Source organism: Emergencia sp. JLR.KK010 (genome assembly GCF_037018265.1).
In the GTDB taxonomy this organism is placed as follows: Bacteria; Bacillota; Clostridia; order Peptostreptococcales; family Anaerovoracaceae; genus Senimuribacter; species Senimuribacter intestinalis.
Map to the genome: position 1 here is coordinate 604,216 of NZ_CP143550.1, position 19,915 is coordinate 624,130.

At 45.2% G+C, this 19,915-nt stretch carries 15 protein-coding genes and 1 tRNA gene; 14 read left to right on the top strand and 2 right to left on the bottom strand.

The features are described from left to right. Nucleotides 1-314 precede the first annotated feature (314 nt). The 5 genes from cobT to V1225_RS02950 are packed head-to-tail and all read left to right on the top strand — an operon-like array spanning nt 315 to nt 3,787. Nucleotides 315-1,448: a nicotinate-nucleotide--dimethylbenzimidazole phosphoribosyltransferase gene (cobT, locus tag V1225_RS02930; protein ID WP_161909421.1), complete on the top strand. Its 1,134-nt coding sequence runs from the start codon at nt 315-317 to the stop codon at nt 1,446-1,448. Further along, on the top strand, nt 1,448-1,993 hold the full coding sequence (locus tag V1225_RS02935) for a bifunctional adenosylcobinamide kinase/adenosylcobinamide-phosphate guanylyltransferase (RefSeq protein WP_251614166.1): 546 nt from the start codon (nt 1,448-1,450) through the stop codon (nt 1,991-1,993). Before cobT ends, V1225_RS02935 begins: the two co-directional genes overlap by 1 nt. Further along, complete coding sequence (locus V1225_RS02940) at nt 1,990-2,748, top strand: adenosylcobinamide-GDP ribazoletransferase (RefSeq protein WP_251614168.1); 759 nt, start codon at nt 1,990-1,992, stop codon at nt 2,746-2,748. Before V1225_RS02935 ends, V1225_RS02940 begins: the two co-directional genes overlap by 4 nt. 18 nt (nt 2,749-2,766) lie before the next feature. After that, the gene (locus V1225_RS02945) at nt 2,767-3,147 is read left to right on the top strand and encodes a bifunctional adenosylcobinamide kinase/adenosylcobinamide-phosphate guanylyltransferase (protein ID WP_207709516.1); all 381 of its coding nucleotides are present in this window, start codon (nt 2,767-2,769) and stop codon (nt 3,145-3,147) included. Nucleotides 3,148-3,160: 13 nt separating this feature from the next. Beyond that, nucleotides 3,161-3,787 carry a histidine phosphatase family protein gene (locus V1225_RS02950; RefSeq protein WP_160201602.1) on the top strand — a complete coding sequence of 209 codons (627 nt, stop codon included), beginning with the start codon at nt 3,161-3,163 and terminating at the stop codon, nt 3,785-3,787. Between the two features lie 284 nt (nt 3,788-4,071). Here the strand turns inward: V1225_RS02950 and V1225_RS02955 are convergent, their stop codons facing one another. After that, the gene (locus tag V1225_RS02955; protein ID WP_160201603.1) at nt 4,072-5,046 is read right to left on the bottom strand and encodes a biotin--[acetyl-CoA-carboxylase] ligase; all 975 of its coding nucleotides are present in this window, start codon (nt 5,044-5,046) and stop codon (nt 4,072-4,074) included. A 168-nt stretch (nt 5,047-5,214) separates the two neighbouring features. On the opposite strand from V1225_RS02955, the gene V1225_RS02960 reads away from it, so the two are divergent. From V1225_RS02960 to V1225_RS02970, 3 genes are all read left to right on the top strand, one after another. Further along, a complete protein-coding gene (locus tag V1225_RS02960; RefSeq protein ID WP_160201604.1) occupies nt 5,215-6,501 on the top strand; it encodes a hemolysin family protein in 1,287 nt (428 codons plus the stop codon). An 8-nt stretch (nt 6,502-6,509) separates the two neighbouring features. Beyond that, the gene (gene secA, locus V1225_RS02965) at nt 6,510-9,269 is read left to right on the top strand and encodes a preprotein translocase subunit SecA (protein ID WP_251630751.1); all 2,760 of its coding nucleotides are present in this window, start codon (nt 6,510-6,512) and stop codon (nt 9,267-9,269) included. A 496-nt stretch (nt 9,270-9,765) separates the two neighbouring features. Beyond that, nucleotides 9,766-10,326, top strand: a complete 561-nt coding sequence (locus V1225_RS02970) for a 5-formyltetrahydrofolate cyclo-ligase (protein ID WP_338547551.1) — start codon at nt 9,766-9,768, stop codon at nt 10,324-10,326. A 53-nt stretch (nt 10,327-10,379) separates the two neighbouring features. Here the strand turns inward: V1225_RS02970 and V1225_RS02975 are convergent, their stop codons facing one another. Continuing rightward, a complete protein-coding gene (locus tag V1225_RS02975) occupies nt 10,380-10,769 on the bottom strand; it encodes a pyridoxamine 5'-phosphate oxidase family protein (RefSeq protein WP_160201607.1) in 390 nt (129 codons plus the stop codon). 164 nt (nt 10,770-10,933) lie between these two features. On the opposite strand from V1225_RS02975, the gene V1225_RS02980 reads away from it, so the two are divergent. The 6 genes from V1225_RS02980 (at nt 10,934) to V1225_RS03005 (ending at nt 19,197) form a co-directional block, all read left to right on the top strand. Then, nucleotides 10,934-11,320: a helix-turn-helix domain-containing protein gene (locus tag V1225_RS02980; protein WP_251614179.1), complete on the top strand. Its 387-nt coding sequence runs from the start codon at nt 10,934-10,936 to the stop codon at nt 11,318-11,320. Nucleotides 11,321-11,792: 472 nt separating this feature from the next. Then, a protein-coding gene (gene prfB, locus V1225_RS02985) for a peptide chain release factor 2 (RefSeq protein ID WP_161909429.1) occupies nt 11,793-12,900 on the top strand; the annotation gives its coding sequence in 2 pieces (ribosomal slippage) (nt 11,793-11,858 and nt 11,860-12,900; 1,107 coding nt in all). A gap of 1 nt (nt 12,901) precedes the next feature. Continuing rightward, the gene (locus V1225_RS02990; protein WP_338547552.1) at nt 12,902-15,073 is read left to right on the top strand and encodes a Tex family protein; all 2,172 of its coding nucleotides are present in this window, start codon (nt 12,902-12,904) and stop codon (nt 15,071-15,073) included. Nucleotides 15,074-15,088: 15 nt separating this feature from the next. Beyond that, nucleotides 15,089-15,730 (top strand): HAD-IIIA family hydrolase, encoded by a 642-nt coding sequence (locus V1225_RS02995; protein ID WP_338547553.1) that lies wholly within the window; start codon nt 15,089-15,091, stop codon nt 15,728-15,730. 16 nt (nt 15,731-15,746) lie between these two features. Next, nucleotides 15,747-19,070, top strand: a complete 3,324-nt coding sequence (locus tag V1225_RS03000; RefSeq protein WP_338547554.1) for a PD-(D/E)XK nuclease family protein — start codon at nt 15,747-15,749, stop codon at nt 19,068-19,070. Nucleotides 19,071-19,121: 51 nt separating this feature from the next. Continuing rightward, nucleotides 19,122-19,197, top strand: a tRNA-Thr gene (locus V1225_RS03005). Nucleotides 19,198-19,915: the final 718 nt, after the last annotated feature.

Here is a 19,915-nt window from a genome sequence, read left to right on the forward strand (position 1 = left end):
TTATTTCGTATCTCAATTATATTAAAAAAAGGAAAACATTACAAGCGGAGAACATTTTTTTTCATACAAAAAAGCAAAGGGGTAGTTGTATTTTGTACAAATGAAGGCATGTTTTTTGAAAATACAGTGGCGCAAAAACTGACTGAAGCGACATAGAAATTACAGAAAAGAAGGCCAAACAGTTTATCTGCCGTCCTATATGCTGATGTGTTTATAGGCTTCAATGAAAAATCCGTGCTTTTCCCTCGTTTGGAATTGTGGTAAAATAGATTTATTGTGAATGAAAGAGAGATGTAGAAGAAAGGTTACAAAAGATGAGCAACGAAAAGAAATTATTTGAGCTAATTGGAAAAATAGAAACCTTGGATGAAGGGGCAATGGCAGCAGCAAAACAGCGGCAGGATTACCTGGCAAAACCGCCGGGAAGTTTAGGTAAGCTTGAGGATATCTCCATAAAAATTGCAGGGATTTCCGGAAAAGCTGTAGGAAATGATGTGTCGAAGCAGTGTGTTGTCATCATGTCTTCAGATAATGGTGTCGTTGCAGAGGGCGTCGCGTCTGCACCGCAGTCTGTTACTTTGTCCCAGACTATCAATTTTACCAGAAGATATACCGGAGTCAGCTCCATGGCAAAGTATTATGGCATTGATCTTTTAGTAACAGATGTGGGCGTTGCCATGGAAATTCCGCAGGAACTTTATACGGATGCTATGCTGACAGAAGAGGGAAAGATTCCTGTCAAAATCGTAAATAGACGAATTGCAAACGGTACGCGGAATCTGGCAAAGGAAGCCGCTATGACCAGAGAGGAGGCGGTAAGAGCTATTCTCATCGGGATTGAAGCAGCGGAGGCGGCAAAAAAAGCTGGCGTACAGCTTATGGGCGTCGGTGAAATGGGTATCGGAAATACGACTACCAGTTCTGCAGTTTTGAGCGCATTGACCGGCGCACCTGCAAAGGACGTAGTCGGCAGAGGCGGCGGACTTAACGATGAGGGACTTGCTAAGAAGCTGAAAATCGTAGACGATGCAGTCAACAGCTGGTGCATGAGCGATCCTATAGAGAAGCTGGCAAAAGTTGGAGGCTACGATATCTGTGCTATGGTAGGTGCATTTTTGGGTGCAGGTATTTACAGGATTCCGGTTGTAATTGACGGTTTTATTTCTGTTGTTGCAGCTTGTGTTGCCAAGGAACTGAATCCGAGGGTGGTGGATTATATGTTTGCTTCCCACAAATCCTACGAAATCGGTTATGTGATTGCAATGGATCGACTGGGTCTTGCGCCGATGTTTGATCTTGGCATGCGTCTTGGAGAAGGAAGCGGCTGCCCGATTGCATTTAAAATTATCGAAACTGCCATTGCGTCCATGAATATCATGAAGACCTTGGAAGAAGCGTCTATTGACGGCGATTACTTAGAAGAAATTAGAAGGGAAAATTTATTCTAATGAATGTATTTATCAGCGGCGGCTGCAAGAATGGGAAGTCCATGTATGCCCAGCGGATTGCAAAGAGAATGTCTCAGGAGGAAGGAGTTCCTTTGTATTATCTGGCAACCATGATTCCTACCGACGATGAAGATAGAGAGCGAATTACCCGACACATCGGTGACCGGGAGGGATGGGGCTTTGAGACCATTGAACAGGGAATCCAGATTGAAAAAGCTTTAGATGGAGAAGTGGACGCAGGTGGAGCCTTTCTTCTTGATAGTGTGACGGCGCTGCTTTCCAACGAGATGTTCAGGCAGGATGGAACTATTGACCTTGGTGCAGGCGAGCGGGTTTGCAAAGAACTGGTGCGCTTTGCAGAAAAGACGGGAAATACAGTGTTCGTATCAGACTATATTTACTCTGACAGCAGAGTGTTCGACCACTACACCGAAAGCTACAGAAAAGCCCTTGCGCTCATCGACAGGACCCTTGCAAAGACCTGCGATAAAGTCATCGAAGTGGCTTTTGGGCATATATACGAATACTGTGAGGAAGATAGATGAAGAAATTTATAATTGGTTTTTTTATGGCATGGGGAAATTTTATTACGCTTCCTTGTCCATATAAACGGTGGGACAGCCAGTTAAAAAACATGATGCTGGCATTTCTGCCATCCATCGGGATGGTGATCGGTTTACTTTGGATGGGACTGTTTTGGATCATGCTGCGGATAGAATTATCACCGCTTTTGATCAGCTTCCTTATGATGTTTTATATTTTTGCCATATGCGGGTTTATGCATATGGACGGCTTTATGGACTGCAACGATGCAATTATGTCCAGACGTCCGTTAGAAGATCGGCAGAGGATTCTAAAGGATTCCACAGTCGGTGCTTTTGCGGTGGTGACGGTAGCGTTTCTGCTTCTTGCATGGTTTGCAGCTATGTCGACGGCGATTTATAGAATTAGCTATGCAGATCTTTTGACTTTACCTGTGGTAAGCCGGGCGATTAGCGGACTTGCGGTGCTTGTGTATCAGCCTATTGGGCACAGCCAGTATGTGGAAGACTACAAAGCTCCGGGCAGATGGAAGTATCGGCTTTCCGTGCTGCTGCAAACAGGGCTTGTAATGGGGCTTTCTGTGCTTCTAGGCGCAGGATGGATTAAGATGCTGATTTGCAGCGCAGTGATTGCTGTTGTCGGCTTTATCGCATGTCTTTATGCGAGGAAACAATTAGGTGGTATGAGCGGCGATATTGCGGGGTATACCATTTGTATCGGTGAACTGGCAGGCATTTTTGCGCTGGCGGTGCTTTAGGAAAGGATGGGAAAAGAAATGATTTTTATTTTCGGTGGTGCGTATCAGGGAAAATTGGATTATGCGCTAAAGAACTACGACTTGACGGAAAAAGATGTACACCATTGCGATATGGAGTCCATGGTGCTGAACTTTGATAGAAAGGTTATTGATAATCTGGACCGTTTTGTGCTGGCATGCATTAAGGAAGATGTCAATGCGAAGGAGTGTCTGGAAGACAATATTGATAAGCTGCGGGACAAAATTATTATCTGCGATGATATTTCTCAGGGAGTGGTGCCTATGGACAAGACCGAACGGGCATGGAGAGAGGCTACCAGCAGGTGTATGACCTATTTGGGGCAGGAGGCAGACGAAGTGATTCGTATTTTCTGCGGAATCGGCAGCAAGATTAAATAATTAAGGTGAGACAATGGTATCAAAAATTTACCTGATCAGACATGGAATTACGGAGGGAAATCAGAAGAAATGGTTTTACGGTGCGGCGGACTTACCGTTGGCGGATGAAGGTATCGCGGCACTGGAGAAAGCTGCTTCTGGCGGCATATATCCGCAAATTCCGGAGGACGCAGACTGCTATACGACAGGACTTTTGCGCACGGAGCAAACCTTTGAGCTGATTTTTGGAGAGCGTAATCATGGTGTGATTCGCAATTTGCGGGAGATGGAGTTTGGAGATCACGAGTGCAAATCCTACGAGGAGCTAAAGGATAATGAGGAATTTTCTGCTTGGTGCTGGGACGAGACCGGTGAGGCGGTTTTGACTGGCGGCGAGACGAAAAATGCCTTTGCAGCCAGAATTTCTGCCGGCCTTAGGGAACTTGTCGGTTATCACCGTTTGAAAGAACTTTCTCATCGCCACGACGGCAAGGACGCAATCACAGTCGTAATCTGTCACGGCGGTGTAATTTCTGCCGTTATGCAGGAACTTTTTCCGGCAGCAAAGGGCAGCATGTGGGACTGGATGCCGGAGCCAGGATTCGGCTATGCAGTGGAATTTAAAGATGGCGAGCCGGCTTCCTTTGAGGAAATTAAATAATCCAATAAATATATAAAAATCAAAAGGTTTTTTACTACTTGTACATATATCCGGGAAAAGAGCCTAAAATATGCATAAACTCTTGAGGAAATCTGCATATTTTTGATGTTTCTTCTCCTGATATGCATTTTTTTCAATAAAAACCTCTGAAATAGCAGCCGGATTGTCGGTTCGGTGCGGCGAATGTGCATATATAACGCAAAAATCCCGAAAATATGCAGACTAATGTGCATATTTTCGGGATTTTCTTTGAAAATATGTATTTTTCCACAGGACAGAAGCAGCTATTCTTCTAGTCGCACGGATACCTCCCCCGTGGTGAGGGTTTCAATCTGACGCATTTTAGGACCTTCCATGTATTCCACTACCAGTCCGCCATTGTCGTCGATATCGATGGCTCTGGCTTTAATGGATGTTTCATTAAGATTGGCATGAATACGGATATTTTTGCCTAAGAGAAAACACTTTGTGCGGTATTCGATGAGGAAAGACTTGCTTTCTAGATTTTCCAGTATTTCTAGAGTCTGATTATAGATTTCAGCTGCCAGCTTTCCGCGGGAGAAGGCGTTCTTCTTGTCGGATACACAGCCGACGATATCTTTCAGATCTTCTGGAAAGCTGCCGGGGAAACAGTTGACACCGATCCCAATGATCAGGCTGTCAATTTTTCCTGATTCAAAATTGGTCTGCGCCTCTGTGAGGATGCCGCAGATTTTTTTGTTCTTATAAAAAAGGTCATTGACCCATTTGATTTTTACTTTGACGCCGGCTACTTTTTCCAAGGCGCGGCAGACTGCCACAGCTACGGCCATAGTAACGTAGAGGGATTTATTCAAATCAAAGGTTGGTCGCAGGGCAATGGTCATGTACAGTCCAGTTCCTGAGGGTGAAGCAAACATTCTGCCCAGACGACCCCTGCCGGCTTCCTGCTTGTTGGCAATCACCATAACGGGTTTATTTCCAACGGTGATTTCCTTCGCTACATTGTTGGTGGAATCCACGGTGTCAAAGACGCGCAGATCACAGGGGTAGCGAAGATCGCCGACGACAGAGGCATCGGTGAGAATGTTGCTCTTTGTTTTTAGACGATAGCCGACGCTGGGCTTGCTTTCTATATGATAACCTTCATCTTTAAGCTGCTTCATAGCTTTCCAGATGGCGTTTCTGGAAACCTGTAATTCTTCTCCGATTTTCTGACCGGAAAGAAAGATTCCTGTATTTTCACTGAGCAGTTTTAAAAGTTCGGTTTTTGTGGACATGTCGTATTCCTCCGTATTTTGTTTATATGCTTAGTATAGCACGAATTCCTATCAGAAAAAAGTTGGAGTTTGTGTGAAATCCTTTATTTTTTTTGATATATGTGGTAAAATACTATGTTACAAGTACCTTTTTTTAATTCAAAATATGAGGAGGAAAACAGGAAATATATGGATAGTCATATAGGGTATTCTATCGGGATTATTGTTATTTTTGTGGTTTTGTCGGCGTATTTTTCGGCAACAGAAACGGCGTTCACATCGCTTAACCGGATCAGACTGAAGAATCTGGCAGGAGATGGGGATAAACGAGCAAAACGAGTATTGGAGTTAGAAAGCAAATACGATAATTTACTTTCGACGATTTTAATCGGAAACAATATTGTAAATATAGGGATGACCGCAGTTGCGACAGCTTTATTTCTGGAATTAACGCCGCAATATGGGGCAACACTTTCAACTGTAGTTGTCACCGTCGTCGTATTGATTTTTGGTGAGATTTCTCCAAAGAGCCTGGCGAAGGAGAGTCCAGAAAGTTTTGCTATGTTTTCATCAGGTTTTATCAATGTGCTGATGGTGATTTTAACGCCAATCAACTTCGTTTTTAGCCAATGGAAGAAACTTCTTGCGAAGATTTTTAAGGTGGTAGATAACAGGGGAATTACGGAAGACGAGCTTTTGACTATTGTGGAGGAAGCTGAAACGGAAGGGAATCTGGCGGCAGAGCAAAGCGAGCTGATTCAGAATGCTATCGAATTTAATGAACTTGAAGCGTGGGATGTGCTGACACCCCGTGTAGATATTAAGGCAATCGAAATTGATTCTACGAAGAAAGATGTAGCGAAGATGTTTATGGAAACCGGCTATTCGAGATTGCCGGTTTATGAGGATGATTTGGATAAGATATTGGGAGTTCTCAATCAGAAGGATTTTCACAATTACATTTCTGGTTCTAAGAAGACAATCTCTGACTATGTAAAACCTGTAGTTTACGTAGCAGGTTCTATGAAAGCGGCAGATCTTTTAAAAAAGCTGCAGGTGAACAAAACCCATATCGCTATTATCGTCGATGAATACGGCGGGACGGCGGGGCTTGTCACGATGGAGGATATTATTGAAGAGCTGGTCGGTGATATTTACGACGAGCATGACGAAGTGGAATCTCAGGAGATTACGCAGCTGCAGGATGGAAGCTATAGAGTCCTGTGCAGTACTAACGTAGAGAAAATGTTTGATTACTTTGATGAAGAGGTAGAGCTAGATGCAACTACCGTCAACGGCTGGGTTGTACTGCAGCTTGATAAACTGCCGAAGGCGGGAGATACTTTTGAATATGAAGTAGGAAATAAATTATTTGAAGGTCGGGTTATCAAGGCTGACGAACGCAAAGCAATTGAAATTAATTTAAGAGTTACGGAAAAACCTGAAGAAGAGCAGACGAACAGAAAGGGGAATTAATACAGACTATGGGACTGATGGAAAAGATCTTTGGTGATCTAAATGAAAAAGAAATTAAGAAAATATCTAAAATAGTAGATCAGGTTGAAGCACTAGACGAGGATATGCAGAAGTTATCCGATGAGGAACTGCAGGCAATGACGCCAAAACTGAAGGAGAGGCTTGCAAATGGTGAAACACTGGATGACATTTTACCAGAGGCTTTTGCGGTCTGCCGTGAAGGGGCGGTGCGAAGCCTGGGCATGAAACATTTCCGCGTACAGCTGATAGGCGGGGTGGTTTTACATCAGGGAAGAATTTCCGAAATGAAAACTGGTGAAGGTAAGACCTTGGTGGCAACGCTGGCAGCATACCTCAATGCCTTAGAAGGCAAGGGGGTGCATGTGATTACAGTCAACGACTATCTGGCAAAGCGTGACGCAGAATGGATGGGTAAACTCTATTCCTTCCTGGGGCTCTCCGTGGGCTGTGTTATTCACGGAATCTCCGGCGAAGAGAGAAAAGCTGCTTATATGGCGGATATCACTTACGGAACCAATAACGAATTCGGCTTCGATTATTTGAGAGACAATATGGTAATTTATCAGGAAGAACTCATGCAGCGCGACCTGAACTTTGCCATCATTGACGAAGTCGACTCCATTTTAGTAGATGAAGCTAGAACGCCGCTGATTATTTCCGGCAAAGGTGCAAAATCTACGGATTTATATAAAACTGCGGACCGCTTTGTTACGACGCTGACTAAGGAAACGGACTTTACGGTAGAAGAAAAAGACCAGCAGGTAGCGCTGACGGATGAAGGCGTTGCCAAGGCGGAAGCCTTCTTTAAGGTGGATAACTATGGCGACCCTGAGAATATGGAGATCAACCATCACGTGCTGCAGGCTCTGAAGGCGCGTAATCTGATGGAGCGAGATGTAGACTATATCGTAAAAGACGGAGAAATCATCATCGTTGACGAGTTCACCGGTCGTCTTATGTTCGGAAGAAGATTCTCCAACGGTCTGCATCAGGCAATCGAAGCAAAGGAAAGAGTAGCGGTTCGCTCAGAATCTAAGACGCTGGCAACCATCACTTTGCAGAATTATTTCAGAATGTACAACAAGCTGGCAGGCATGACCGGTACGGCGAAGACTGAGGAAGAGGAATTCCGCGACATCTACAATATGGATGTCGTGGTGATTCCAACCAACCGCGAAATCGCCAGAAAAGATTTGGACGATTCCGTTTACCAGACAGAGCGGGGTAAAGTCAAAGCTATCGCAAATAGAGTTGCCCAGGTGCACGAAACTGGACAGCCAGTGTTGGTAGGTACCATTTCTATTGAAAAATCCGAGATGATCAGCGATATGCTAAAAAAGCGCGGTGTAAAACACAACGTGCTCAATGCGAAGCAGCATGATAAGGAAGCCGAAATCGTTGCAGAAGCAGGTCGCCTTGGCATGGTAACCATTGCGACTAATATGGCAGGTCGTGGTACCGATATTATCCTGGGTGGCAATCCGGAATTTGAAGCGAAACGGGAAATGAAGAAGCAGGGCTATTCTGACGAAGCGATTTCCTTCGCATCCAGCTTTATCAAATCTGATGATCCGGCGCTCAATGAAGCCAGAGAAAAGTTTAATCAGCTGCATCAGCAGTTTAAGGAAGAGAGAAAAGAAGAACAGCAGAAAGTTGTGGAACTTGGCGGGCTTTGCATCATCGGTACTGAACGCCACGAATCCAGACGTATTGATAACCAGTTGCGAGGTCGTTCCGGTCGTCAGGGCGACCCTGGTCAGACTCAGTTCTTTATCTCATTGGAAGATGAACTGCTTCGCCTCTTTGGCGGCGAGAGAATGCAGAAGCTGGTTGACAGAATGGGGCTTGAAGAGGATGAAGCGATTGAAGCAGGTATGCTTTCCCGTGCCATCGAAGGTGCACAGAAAAAGGTGGAAGGCAAGAACTTCGGCATCAGAAAATATGTATTGCAGTATGACAATGTCATGAACAAGCAGAGAGAAATCATCTACGAAGAACGCCGCAAGGTGCTCTTTGGTGAAGATTTGCGAGAGTATATCATCAATATGATGAAGACGATTGTAAATGCAATCATCGATCCGATTGTAGTAGATTCCAAATTCCCTGAGGAATGGGATTTTGAGACGATGAACAAGAATTTGCGCAAGATTACTGCAAATTACCGCGGAAAGAGTTCCCATACAGCGGAAGAACTTCGCGATATGACAGAAGAGTCTCTGCGTGAGTCGGTTATCGCTGAGTTTGAAAAACTGTATGAGCTGAAGGAAGCTGAAATCGGTGCGGAGCAGATGCGAGAAGTTGAGCGCATGATTCTTCTTCGTGTCGTAGATAATCTTTGGATGGATCACATCGACGCTATGGATCAGCTGAAATCCGGTATCGGTCTGCGTGCTTTGGGGCAGCAGGATCCTGCTGCAGCTTACGCAAAAGAAGGCTTTGACATGTTTGAGCAGATGATCAGCGCAATTCAGGAAGACACGGTGAAGTACTGCTATAACGTAACTGTTGAAACAAGAACAGAAAGAAAAGCCATCATGGAAGCTGAGAAAGCAACGAAATCAGACTTTGTTGAGGACGATACCGTTCGAGCAATGCAGGGCGAAGGGCAGCTTCCAGAAGGTGCGCAGGTGCCGGAGCGGGAAAACAAGCCGGAAACCTACAGACGCGATCAGCCGAAAGTCGGCAGAAATGATCCATGCCCATGCGGCAGTGGTAAGAAATATAAGAACTGCTGCGGGAGATCCTAGCTGATTTTCCCACACTTCAGTGGGAATGGAAAATCGGGCAGCGAAGGGAGCCAGTCGATTGTAGACTGGAGACCGGAGGAGTGAAGCGATAGCGAAACGTTGCCCAATTGTCTGAGCTGATGCCGCCAAAGACGGCGGAGGCGAAAGAGGAGTAAAGTTGTGCAAAATTGAGCGTTTTTAGGCTTGATGCAAACCCCATAGAGTTATCAGTTGTGCAGATTGGCTTTTTTATCATGCCTCTGCACAACTTTTTGATTTTCTTTAAGATTTGGTGGGAAAGGTTGTGTAAATTTGAGCTGTTTTATCGCTGACACATAACCTGAATCGGAGGCGAAGCCGAATATCGAGGACATATAAGCATTTTGCTATTAGAGTTGTGTAGGGATCTTGGTTTTGCTAGCGCTTGCACAACTTACGATGATTGGAGTTGTGCATGGAAGATGTAAACAAGTAAATTTGCACAACTTGTGCTGGTTGTCATGTAAGGAGAGAAAAATTGAACGATAGAGAGCAAATTCGCAAAAGTACAATTTCTGCAAGAGATTGCCTGGGCGGTGTACAGCGGCAGGAGTTGTCCGCAAAAATATCGGAGCACATCGCAGCCTCAGCGGAGTTTCAAGAGGCTGAAATCATCATGTTATATAAGGGCGTGCGGGGTGAAGTGCGCCTTGAAAAGCTGGAGCAGATTGCAGAACATGCCGGTAAGCGGATTGTTTATCCGCTATGTACAGGTCCGGGGGAGATGATTGCGCTGGAACCAAAGAAAAAAGAGGGTGCATGGGAAAAAGGTGCCTACGGCATTATGGAGCCAGTGCGAGAGCATTCCATTGTTGTGTCGCCGGAGGATATTGATCTGGTGATTTGTCCATGTACTGCCTTTGATGAAAAGGGGAACCGCATGGGTATGGGAGCTGGCTACTATGATAGATTTCTGCCGCAGTGTGCAAATGCGGTTGTCATCGCTGCTGCTTTTGAAGTGCAGAAGGTAGAAAGACTGCCTGTAGATGAGTGGGACTATCCGATGGAACGGGTTTTCACGGAAGAGAGAACATATTAAAAAATCCGCACGGTTCATTTTTGAAGATGTGCGGATTTCTTTCGCGTCCAAGCTTACAGCTCTTTTTTGTTATCCGGTCCCGGTGTGGTTACAATCACTTTTTCGGGGGTGATAACAACTGCACCTTTTGCGGCCAGCGCACCGCCAAATTTTTCGGCGGCAACCTTTTTAAGCATGTCTACTACCGGACCTTCGCTCAGGTATTCGGCGGAACCCTTGATTTGATAGCCCTCGGAAGTAGCCGGGTTGCATACAGAAACTGCAGCTTTGCCGGTTGCCTGAATATTTTTTGCAGTGGTTTCCATGAAAACATCTCCGACAATCAGCTTTTCATCGTCTGATACCATCTTAAATCCTACCGGTACAGCGTTGGGTTCGTCGGAAAAGGTGGCAATGTACCACAACTGTTCATTGAGTAAATTTTTTACAGCTTCACTTAACATCGAAATATTCCTCCTAATAATGTATGTTTGACCATATTATAACAAATTCGCTACTAAAAAATAAGATATGATTATATTTATTAGTAACTATTAAAAAGAATAGTGACTTGTAAAAAAATAGTAGAATTGATATAATGCAAACTGACGGAAAAGGAGGATAAGCAATGTATCAGGCAAAATTAGAAAAGGATATTCGTTGCCCTTTGGAATATGGACTGGAAGTCTTTGGTGGAAAATGGAAATCCCGTATTATTTGTGTACTAGCGGGGAAAGAACCGGTGCGTTATAGCGAAATTCGCAAGGAAATGCGCAATATAACCGACGCAGTTCTGGCGGCGAATTTGAAGGATTTAATTAAAGAGGGAATTGTACTGCGAAGATCCTACGATGAAATTCCGCCGCGGGTGGAATATAGTTTGACAGAAAAGGGCAGGACTGTATTGCCGGTGTTGATCGATATCGCAAAGTGGGCAGAGCCCTATTTTGAGAATCATGCGAAGGCTGCAGAAGAAAGGACCTGCCAGCATTGCGGTGTGCAGAAGAAATTTTAGCAAAGTGCGGCGTTCGCAGCTTGATATCTTAACTTATATCCGGTTTTTTCAATAAAAGTGTATAAGAGAAGTCTCGAATCTTAACCGAAAACTATGGAATCTTCAAAAAATGTATAAGCCCAAGAGAATGTTTCAGCCGTGTATAGTGTTCTGCATATATAATTCGGGGATTTCCGCGAGAAAACTTACATTTTATGTAGAATTCAATGCCTTACAGATAACATCTTGCGTGAAATGTAAGTTCTGCGAGGTGTGGGGAGATTCTTTTTATACATTTTTTGAAGAAAGTCGGGAAGTGAGTTAAGATTTTTCGGTGAGGAGATTTTGCGAATAACAGACTCGCAGTGAAAGTCATCGAAGCCATGGCGCACTGGCACAGTTTTTTTAGAAAACCGGTGTAAAACAGATGTAAAGCCGGAATTTTTATGATAAAATAATAAAATATGAATTTAACAGTAAAGGATGTGAGAAAATGATTCAATTCGATCAGATGAAATCTGACCTGCCGATTGCAAAGGCGAATCTCAAAGAGGTAGGTGAGTCCCTTTGACCTTGCGGGTCTTAGGAAGCAATTAGAAGAACTCAGCGTGCAGACGGAGGATCCGGAATTCTGGAACAATCCCGACACGGCACAGAACATTTTAAAGAAAAAGAAGAGCCTGGAAACCAGACTTGAAAAATATGAATCTCTGGAAAAAGGCTTTGACGATATGGAAGAACTGATGGAACTGGCAGAAGAAATGGAAGACGAGGAAGAAGCTGACTCCATCGTAGAAGCCTTCGGAAATCTGCAGCAGCAGCTGGAGACACTGAAACTGGACACTTTGTTATCTGGAAAATACGACCATAACAACGCTATTATTTCCGTACATGCGGGAACAGGCGGCGTAGATGCTATGGACTGGGCGCAGATGCTTTACAGAATGTACGTCCGGTGGTCGGAGAAGAAAGGATATAAAGTGACTTTGGTCGACATGCAGGATGATACCGAGGCGGGCATTAAGAGCGCAACTTTAATTGTAGAGGGTGAAAATGCTTACGGTTATTTGAAGAACGAAAAAGGTGTGCACCGTCTAGTCAGAATTTCTCCGTTTAACTCAGCAGGAAAGAGACAGACTTCTTTTGCGGCGCTGGAAGTTATGCCGGAAATCGAAGACGATATGTCTGTAGAAATTGACCCAGAGGATCTGCGCATTGACACCTACAGGAGCAGTGGGGCAGGGGGTCAGCATGTCAACAAGACCGATTCGGCGATCCGAATCACACATCTGCCGACCCACATTGTAGTAACTTGCCAGAACGAGAGAAGTCAGCACCAGAACAAGGAGATGGCGATGAAGATTCTGGCATCCAAGCTGATGGAACTGAAAGAGCAGGAGCACAAGGAAAACTTAAAGGAACTGAAAGGTGACTTTTCCCTGATTACCTGGGGTTCCCAGATTCGCTCCTACGTTTTCCAGCCATACACCATGGTAAAAGATCACCGTACCGGTGCAGAAGTCGGCAATGTAGGCGCAGTGATGGACGGAGACATCGACTACTTTATTAATGAAAAACTGAAACAGAGGGACGAAGATTAATATGAACATTATTGAAAAACTAGCAAGTGAATTTAAAGTCAAAACAGCGCAGGTGGAAAGCACAGTTGCGCTCATCGATGAGGGAAATACGATTCCCTTTATCGCTCGTTACAGAAAGGAAGTGACCGGCGGTCTGACTGACGTGACTCTTCGCGATATGGACGAGAGACTGCAGTACTTGCGCAACCTGGAAAGCCGAAAGGAAGAGGTGCTCCGTCTTATTGAAGAACAGGGCAAGCTGACCGAAGAGCTGAAAGCCGAAATCCAAAAAGCGGAGGTTTTGCAGCGTGTAGAAGACCTGTATAAGCCATATAAACAGAAAAAGGCAACTAGAGCTTCCAAAGCAAAAGAAAGAGGACTGGAACCTCTGGCAATGATTTTTTATGCCCAGCAGAAGAAAGAAGGAAATCCTCTGGACTTTGCAGCAGATTTTATCAATCCGGATAAAGAAGTGGAAACAGCAGAAGACGCTGTGCAGGGCGCTATGGACATCATCGCAGAGATGATTGCCGATGACGCAGATTTGACCAAGGCAATCAGAGAAAAGACCTTTGCCAAAGGACAGATTGCTACAGAAGCAACGGATCCGGAGGAGAAGACTGTCTACGAAATGTATTACGGCAGCAGCGAAGCGATTGCTAAAATGCCGAACCACAGAGTTCTTGCGGTCAATCGCGGTGAAAAAGAAAAGAAATTGAAAGTAAAAGTCGCTATCGACAGCGAAGAAATTACAGGACTTATCGCGAAGCAGGTCATTCGCGGAAAATCCATCTTCACCGAGATTTTGGAGGAGACCATCGCCGATTCTTACAAGCGTCTCATTGCGCCGTCCATCGAGCGTGAAATGCGCAATATTTTGACTGAACGGGCGGAGACTGAGGCGGTAAAGGTCTTTGCAAAGAATACAGAAAAGCTTTTGATGGTGCCGCCTGTAAAGGGAAAGAAAATAATTTCCATTGACCCAGGCTACAGAACTGGTTGTAAAGTTGCGGTGCTGGACGAGACTGGAAAGCTAAAAGCCTACACCACCATCTATCCGACCGAGCCAAAAAATGATGTAGCTGGAACGGAGAGAACTTTGGAAAAGATTATCAATAAATTCGGTACGGATATCATCGTAATCGGAAACGGCACTGCTTCCAGAGAAACCGAAGAAGTAGTTGCAAACTTCCTGAAAAAGCACGATTACGATATTCAGTACACCATCGTCAACGAAGCGGGCGCTTCCGTTTATTCGGCTTCTAAGCTGGCGACAGAAGAATATCCTGACCTTGATGTTACCACCAGAGGCGCTATGTCGCTGGGCAGACGTCTGCAGGATCCGTTGGCTGAGCTGGTAAAAATCGATCCAAAGCACATCGGCGTAGGACAGTATCAGCACGATATCAACCAGAAGCAGCTGGATACAGCGTTGACTAACGTGGTTGAGGACTGTGTAAACAGAGTTGGTGTAGATTTGAACACTGCTTCTCCATCTCTTCTTTCTTATATCGCAGGCGTCAACATGGGTATCGCCAAGAACATCGTGGCATATAGAGAAGAAAACGGCAGATTCAAAAACAGAAAAGAACTGATGAAAGTTTCCAAGCTGGGAGAAAAGGCGTTTAAGCAGTGTGCAGGTTTTATGCGAATTGCAGACGGCAGCGAGCCTCTTGACAGTACCTCTGTACATCCTGAGTCCTACAAGGCCGCCGAGGAAATGATGAACAAAATCGGCATTACCAAGGAGGAAATCTTATGCGGCGGCGCTAAGAATATCGATGAGAAAATTTGGGAGGCGTACCCTGCGAAAAAACCTTCGGAAAGTGTAAAGAAAATGGCAGAGGATCTGGGTATCGGTGAAATGACTCTAAGTGATATCATCGCAGAAATGAAAAAACCGGCAAGAGACCCTCGTGAGGACGCGCCACCGGTGATTTTCAGAAACGATGTTAGGAGTTTTGAGGATTTGAAGGTGGACATGGAGCTAACTGGAACCGTCCGCAACGTGGTGGACTTCGGAGCTTTTGTGGATATCGGCGTCAAGCAGGACGGACTGGTGCACGTGTCTCAGCTTTCTAACAAGTTTATCAAGCACCCGATGGACGTGGTGTCCGTGGGAGATACTGTGAAAGTAAAAATTCTCAGCGTAGATCCGGAGAAGAAAAAGATTGCGCTGACGATGAAATTCTAGAAAAAGGAGCCTGTCATGGCAATAAAGACGATTTTATTTGATTTTGACGGAACGGTTGCAAATACCAATAGACTGATTATTGATTCCTGGCAGCATGTTTTTCGGACGGTTCATGGAAAAGAAGCCGATGAAGCAGATATTAAGGCGACCTTCGGAGAGCCTTTGGGCATTAGTATGGTGAAGAACTTTCCGGATATGAGTCCGGAGGAAGCCATCGACATGTACAGGAGCCATCAGAAGGATATTTATGAGGACATGATAGAGCCCTTCCCCGGCATGATAGAGCTTTTGCAGGGCCTTAAGGAAAAAGGTTATCAAGTAGGCATTGTAACTTCCAGACTGCGCAACTCCACGATGATCGGGCTTAGAAAGTTTGGTATCATGGAAGTGATCGACTGCATCGTAACTTGTGAAGATACGGACAAACATAAGCCGGATCCTGAGCCTGCGCTGATTGCCCTTGAGCGGCTTTGTGCAAAGGCAGAGGAAACGCTGATGGTAGGCGACAGCATGTTCGATATTAAATGTGCCCACAATGCCGGCATGAAGGCGGTTATGGTGGGGTGGGCAGAAGCTATTACGGAAGCTGATTTGACTGGTCCTGACAGACCGGAGTACTGTATCACAAAAGCTGAAGATCTGTACGACATTCTTTAGAATTTGGGGAATCACTATGCTGCAAATCTTTTACGGAAGAGAAAGTATCGAAAAGGAAAAGTTCATCTACGAGGATATTCAGAAAAATCCAGGCAGGACGATTGTCATCGTGCCGGATCAGTACACGCTGGAAGCAGAGAAGCAGGCTTTCTTGTTTTTGCATGCAGAAAGCATGATGGACGTGGAGATTATCGGCATGTCGCGCCTTGGAAGCAGATTGCTTTCGCAGCAGGGGGGCGGCAGCAAAACCTTTATCGATAAATACGGCAGACATATGCTGCTGACCCAGATTGCCGGAAAATGCGAGGACAAGCTGCAAGTGTTTAAAGGCAGTCTCAGAAAACCGGCATTTATCGAGATGACGAATAACTTTATTTCGGAGATGAAGCAGTATAACGTGAATCCGCAGGACTTGACGGAACTAAGCCAGGCGCTTTCTGAAGAAAGCGTTCTGCGGGCGAAACTTGCTGATCTTGTGCTGATTTTCAGTGAATATCAGAAGAAAATTAAGGATAGATATACTGACTCTGAGGATTATATCGACCTGTATATGAGTAAGATTCGTTCATCTGCGTGGATTTCCGAGAGCAGGATTTGGGTATACGGCTTTGACAGTTTTGCGCCGAAAGCCTTGGATGTGCTGGGAAATCTCATAGCAACTGCAAAGGAAGTCAGCGTATTTTTGACCTGCGACAAGGGCTGCAGAGATGAAGAACTGTTTCTGCTGCCGGAAATTGTCATGAGGAATTTACGGAAACAAGCGGAAGCCTATGATATGGAATGCAGGATGCAGCAGATTGCTGAAGGGACTGGCTTTGATGCGGTGAGAAATCCAGCCATCTCCCATATTGAAAAAGAGTTTTATGCGGTGGGGCAGCGAACCGGCGATTTTCCTTTACTGAAGGAGCAAGATGCGCCGATCGTTTTGGTGCAGGCTGCCAATATGTATAGCGAGGCAGAGTCAGCAGCGTCTTATATTTTGCATTTAATCAGGGACAAGGGATTTCGCTATCGGGATATCGTAGTGATTTGCAATGATCAGACCGTGCGTGGCTCTATTATAGGAAGAGTTTTTGAAGAATGGGATTTACCTGTTTTTGATGACAAAAAGCGGTCTGTCTTGAGTTCGCCTATTGCAATTTTTGCGGTGGGACTGTTGGAAACGGTAGTGTATAACTATCGGAGCAGCGATATTTTCAAAGTGCTGAAAACTGGGTTTTCCAGTCTTTCTGATGAAGAAATTGAGCGCCTTGAGAACTACTCCATTCAGTACAGGATCAAGGGGAACATGTGGCTGGCGCCTTTTGTTAAGGGGCAGATGGAGTACGGAGATGACGGTCTTGAGGAACTTAACGCCATAAGAGAAAAGGCGATGGAGCTGTTTGCCGGGCTTAAAATGATTTGCGATGAGACGGTATCTATGGGCGATTTTGTCTGCCGATACTATGATTTTTTGATAGAGGACTGCGGGCTAGGCGTGCGGATTGCGGAGTTGCTTCGCGTACAGGAGGAGCAGGGTCTTTTTGATCTGGCGGAGGAGACTGCACAGATTTGGGGGCAGATGGTTGGACTTTTGGATCAGATTGCAGAGCTTGCCGGGGAAGAGCAGTTTAGACGGAAGGATTTCGTAGAGCTCTTGATTGCCGGACTGTCTCAGCTTGAAATTGGCGTGTTGCCGCCGACTGCGGACGATATTCTCATGGGAACCATGCAGAGAACCAGAAGCGGTCAGGTGAAAGCGGTGGTTATCATCGGCGCTAACGAAGGTCTGCTTCCTGCAAATGCTTCTTCTGAGGGGCTTTTCAGTATGGAAGAACTGGAATTTTTCGCAGAGGAAGGAAAAGAAATCTGTAAAGTAGAAAAAATTCGTGTCATGGAAGAACAGCTGGCGATTTACAGGAACCTGTCAAAGGCGTCGGATTACCTGTGGATTAGCTATTCTGCCAGCGACGGAGACGGCAAGGAAAGTCGCCCGTCTGAAATCATCGATACACTGCGCAGGCTGTTTCCAAATCTCACCGTGCAGACAGATGTAGTCAGCAGCGGCGATCTCGATGCAGTAGTAGGTGGCAGGGTCAATACCTTGCGCCATTTGACGGAAGCGCTGCTTTCTGTAAGGCGGGGGGAAAAGATCGACAGCAGGTGGAAGGCTGTCATACATTGGTACCAGTGTCATGAACCGGAAAGCCTGCAGCGGGTTTCCGAGGGGCTGTCCTTTACCAATGCGCAGAAGGATATTTCGCCAGAACTGGCGTCGCTGCTGTATAAAAAGGAAATGAATTTGCCGATGACTCTGAGCCCGTCCAGACTGGAGAAGTTCAGTCGTTGTCCCTTTTCCCATTTTATTGCATATGGGCTGAGACCGCAGGAGCGGCGGATTTATGAGGCATCGAGTAGAGAAATCGGGGATATTTACCATCGGTGTTTAATGGAAGTTTCACGAAAGCTGACGGTAGAGGATCGATGGGACAGTATTTCGGAGGATGAATGCCGCAGTTTTGTCAGCGATATTGCAAAGCTGGAAGCTGCAAATTACCGGGAAGGAATTTTTGATTTCGGCAATGAAGAACGTTACAAGACCAGGCGTATTGAGGATACATGCTTTCATGTCTGCTGGGCGCTTGTGGAGCAGGTGCGGGCAGGAAATATCAAGAAAAGTCTTTACGAGGTGCCTTTTGGAAGAGAACGCAGTATAGCGCCTATTGAAGTGAATCTAGGGAGCAGTACGGTTTATATCGAAGGCAAAATTGACAGATTGGATATTTTAGAAGGCGACCGGGTTAAAATTGTAGATTACAAGACCGGTAAGGAAACCTTCAACGAAAAGGAAGCCAGAGCCGGATACCGTTTGCAGCTTATGCTGTATCTCAAAGCGGCGCAGGAAAAGGTGCGAAGGCCTGCCGGAGTATTCTATTTTCATATTGCAGACCAGCGAGTGGACTTGACGGGAACAGAGCGGGAAAAATTTTTTGAAAAAATTTCAAAAGAAATGAGGAAATTTTTCCGATTAAGTGGTATAATGGTAGATAGTGGTGCGGTTATCGAAGATATCGCTGGCGAGTTCAGCGGATTTTCGGATATTCTGCCTCTGCGAAGAAACACTGCTGGTGAGGTTTCCGCAACTTCTGAGGGGTTTCTTCTCAGTGATGAACAATTTGAGCAGCTACAGGCAGATGTAGATGTACAGATTGAGAAGCTGTGCAGACAGCTTTCTGATGGCAGAATCGCCATCCACCCGAAGAAGACGGAGAAACAGTCCCCTTGTACTTACTGTGACTATAAGGGTATCTGCAGGTTTGACCTGAGTTTTCCGGGTTGTAATTACGAGGTCATTAAATAAATATGATAGATGCCGGGCGGCGTATGATAAAAGCCGCCGCCCGCTGGATTTGCTTCCGTGGCTCAGTTGGCAGAGCAGCGCATTCGTAACGCGCAGGTCGCCGGTTCGATCCCGGCCGGGAGCTCCAGAATATTGAAAAATGCAGGTTGTTATAGCCTGCATTTTCTGTTTCTATGGAATTTAACCCGGTAGCAAAGGTGGGTTTTGATGGGGCGTTTTATGCGATACTGACGCGCATACAAGTCAAATATGACTGCCGGAAGTTGATGAAAAATAAGGAACCTTGTCCGCAGAAACAAGGCGTGGTATAATACGTATAGTCAAGAAAATATGGAAGTCTTATGGCGGCGAATCTTCGGAAAGGAGCCTGAATGTCTGACTATGAAATCCTAGTCATCGTATTGATGATTATTGGGATTGTCAGATGGGATAACCACCGAAAGTAAAACCGCCTCGGGCTGCCACCTGAGACGGTTTTGAATACATTTTAAAGCTTATCAGAAGGTTCGCCAAGGCTTCCTTCTTGACTCCAATATACCACGATTAAAAAGATTTTGCAATAGTCAATTTACCCTGCACTCCGCAGGGCTTTTTATTTTGGCGGTCTTTTTGTATATGCACCATTTAAGTCAAATATGCGATAAATTGTGCAGAAGAAACTAAATTTAATTCAAAAAGGAGCAAGGTATGATAGCACAAACAGTCAGGAAGACGAATTAAGAAAAATGTTTGTTTTCTCCGCCGATAAACATGGTATAAAACAAAATATAAAACACAAAGTAAAACTGAGCCCGTATATAATGCAAAAAAAGAAAGAAAGGAGAGCGGTTGTAAAGTATAACAAC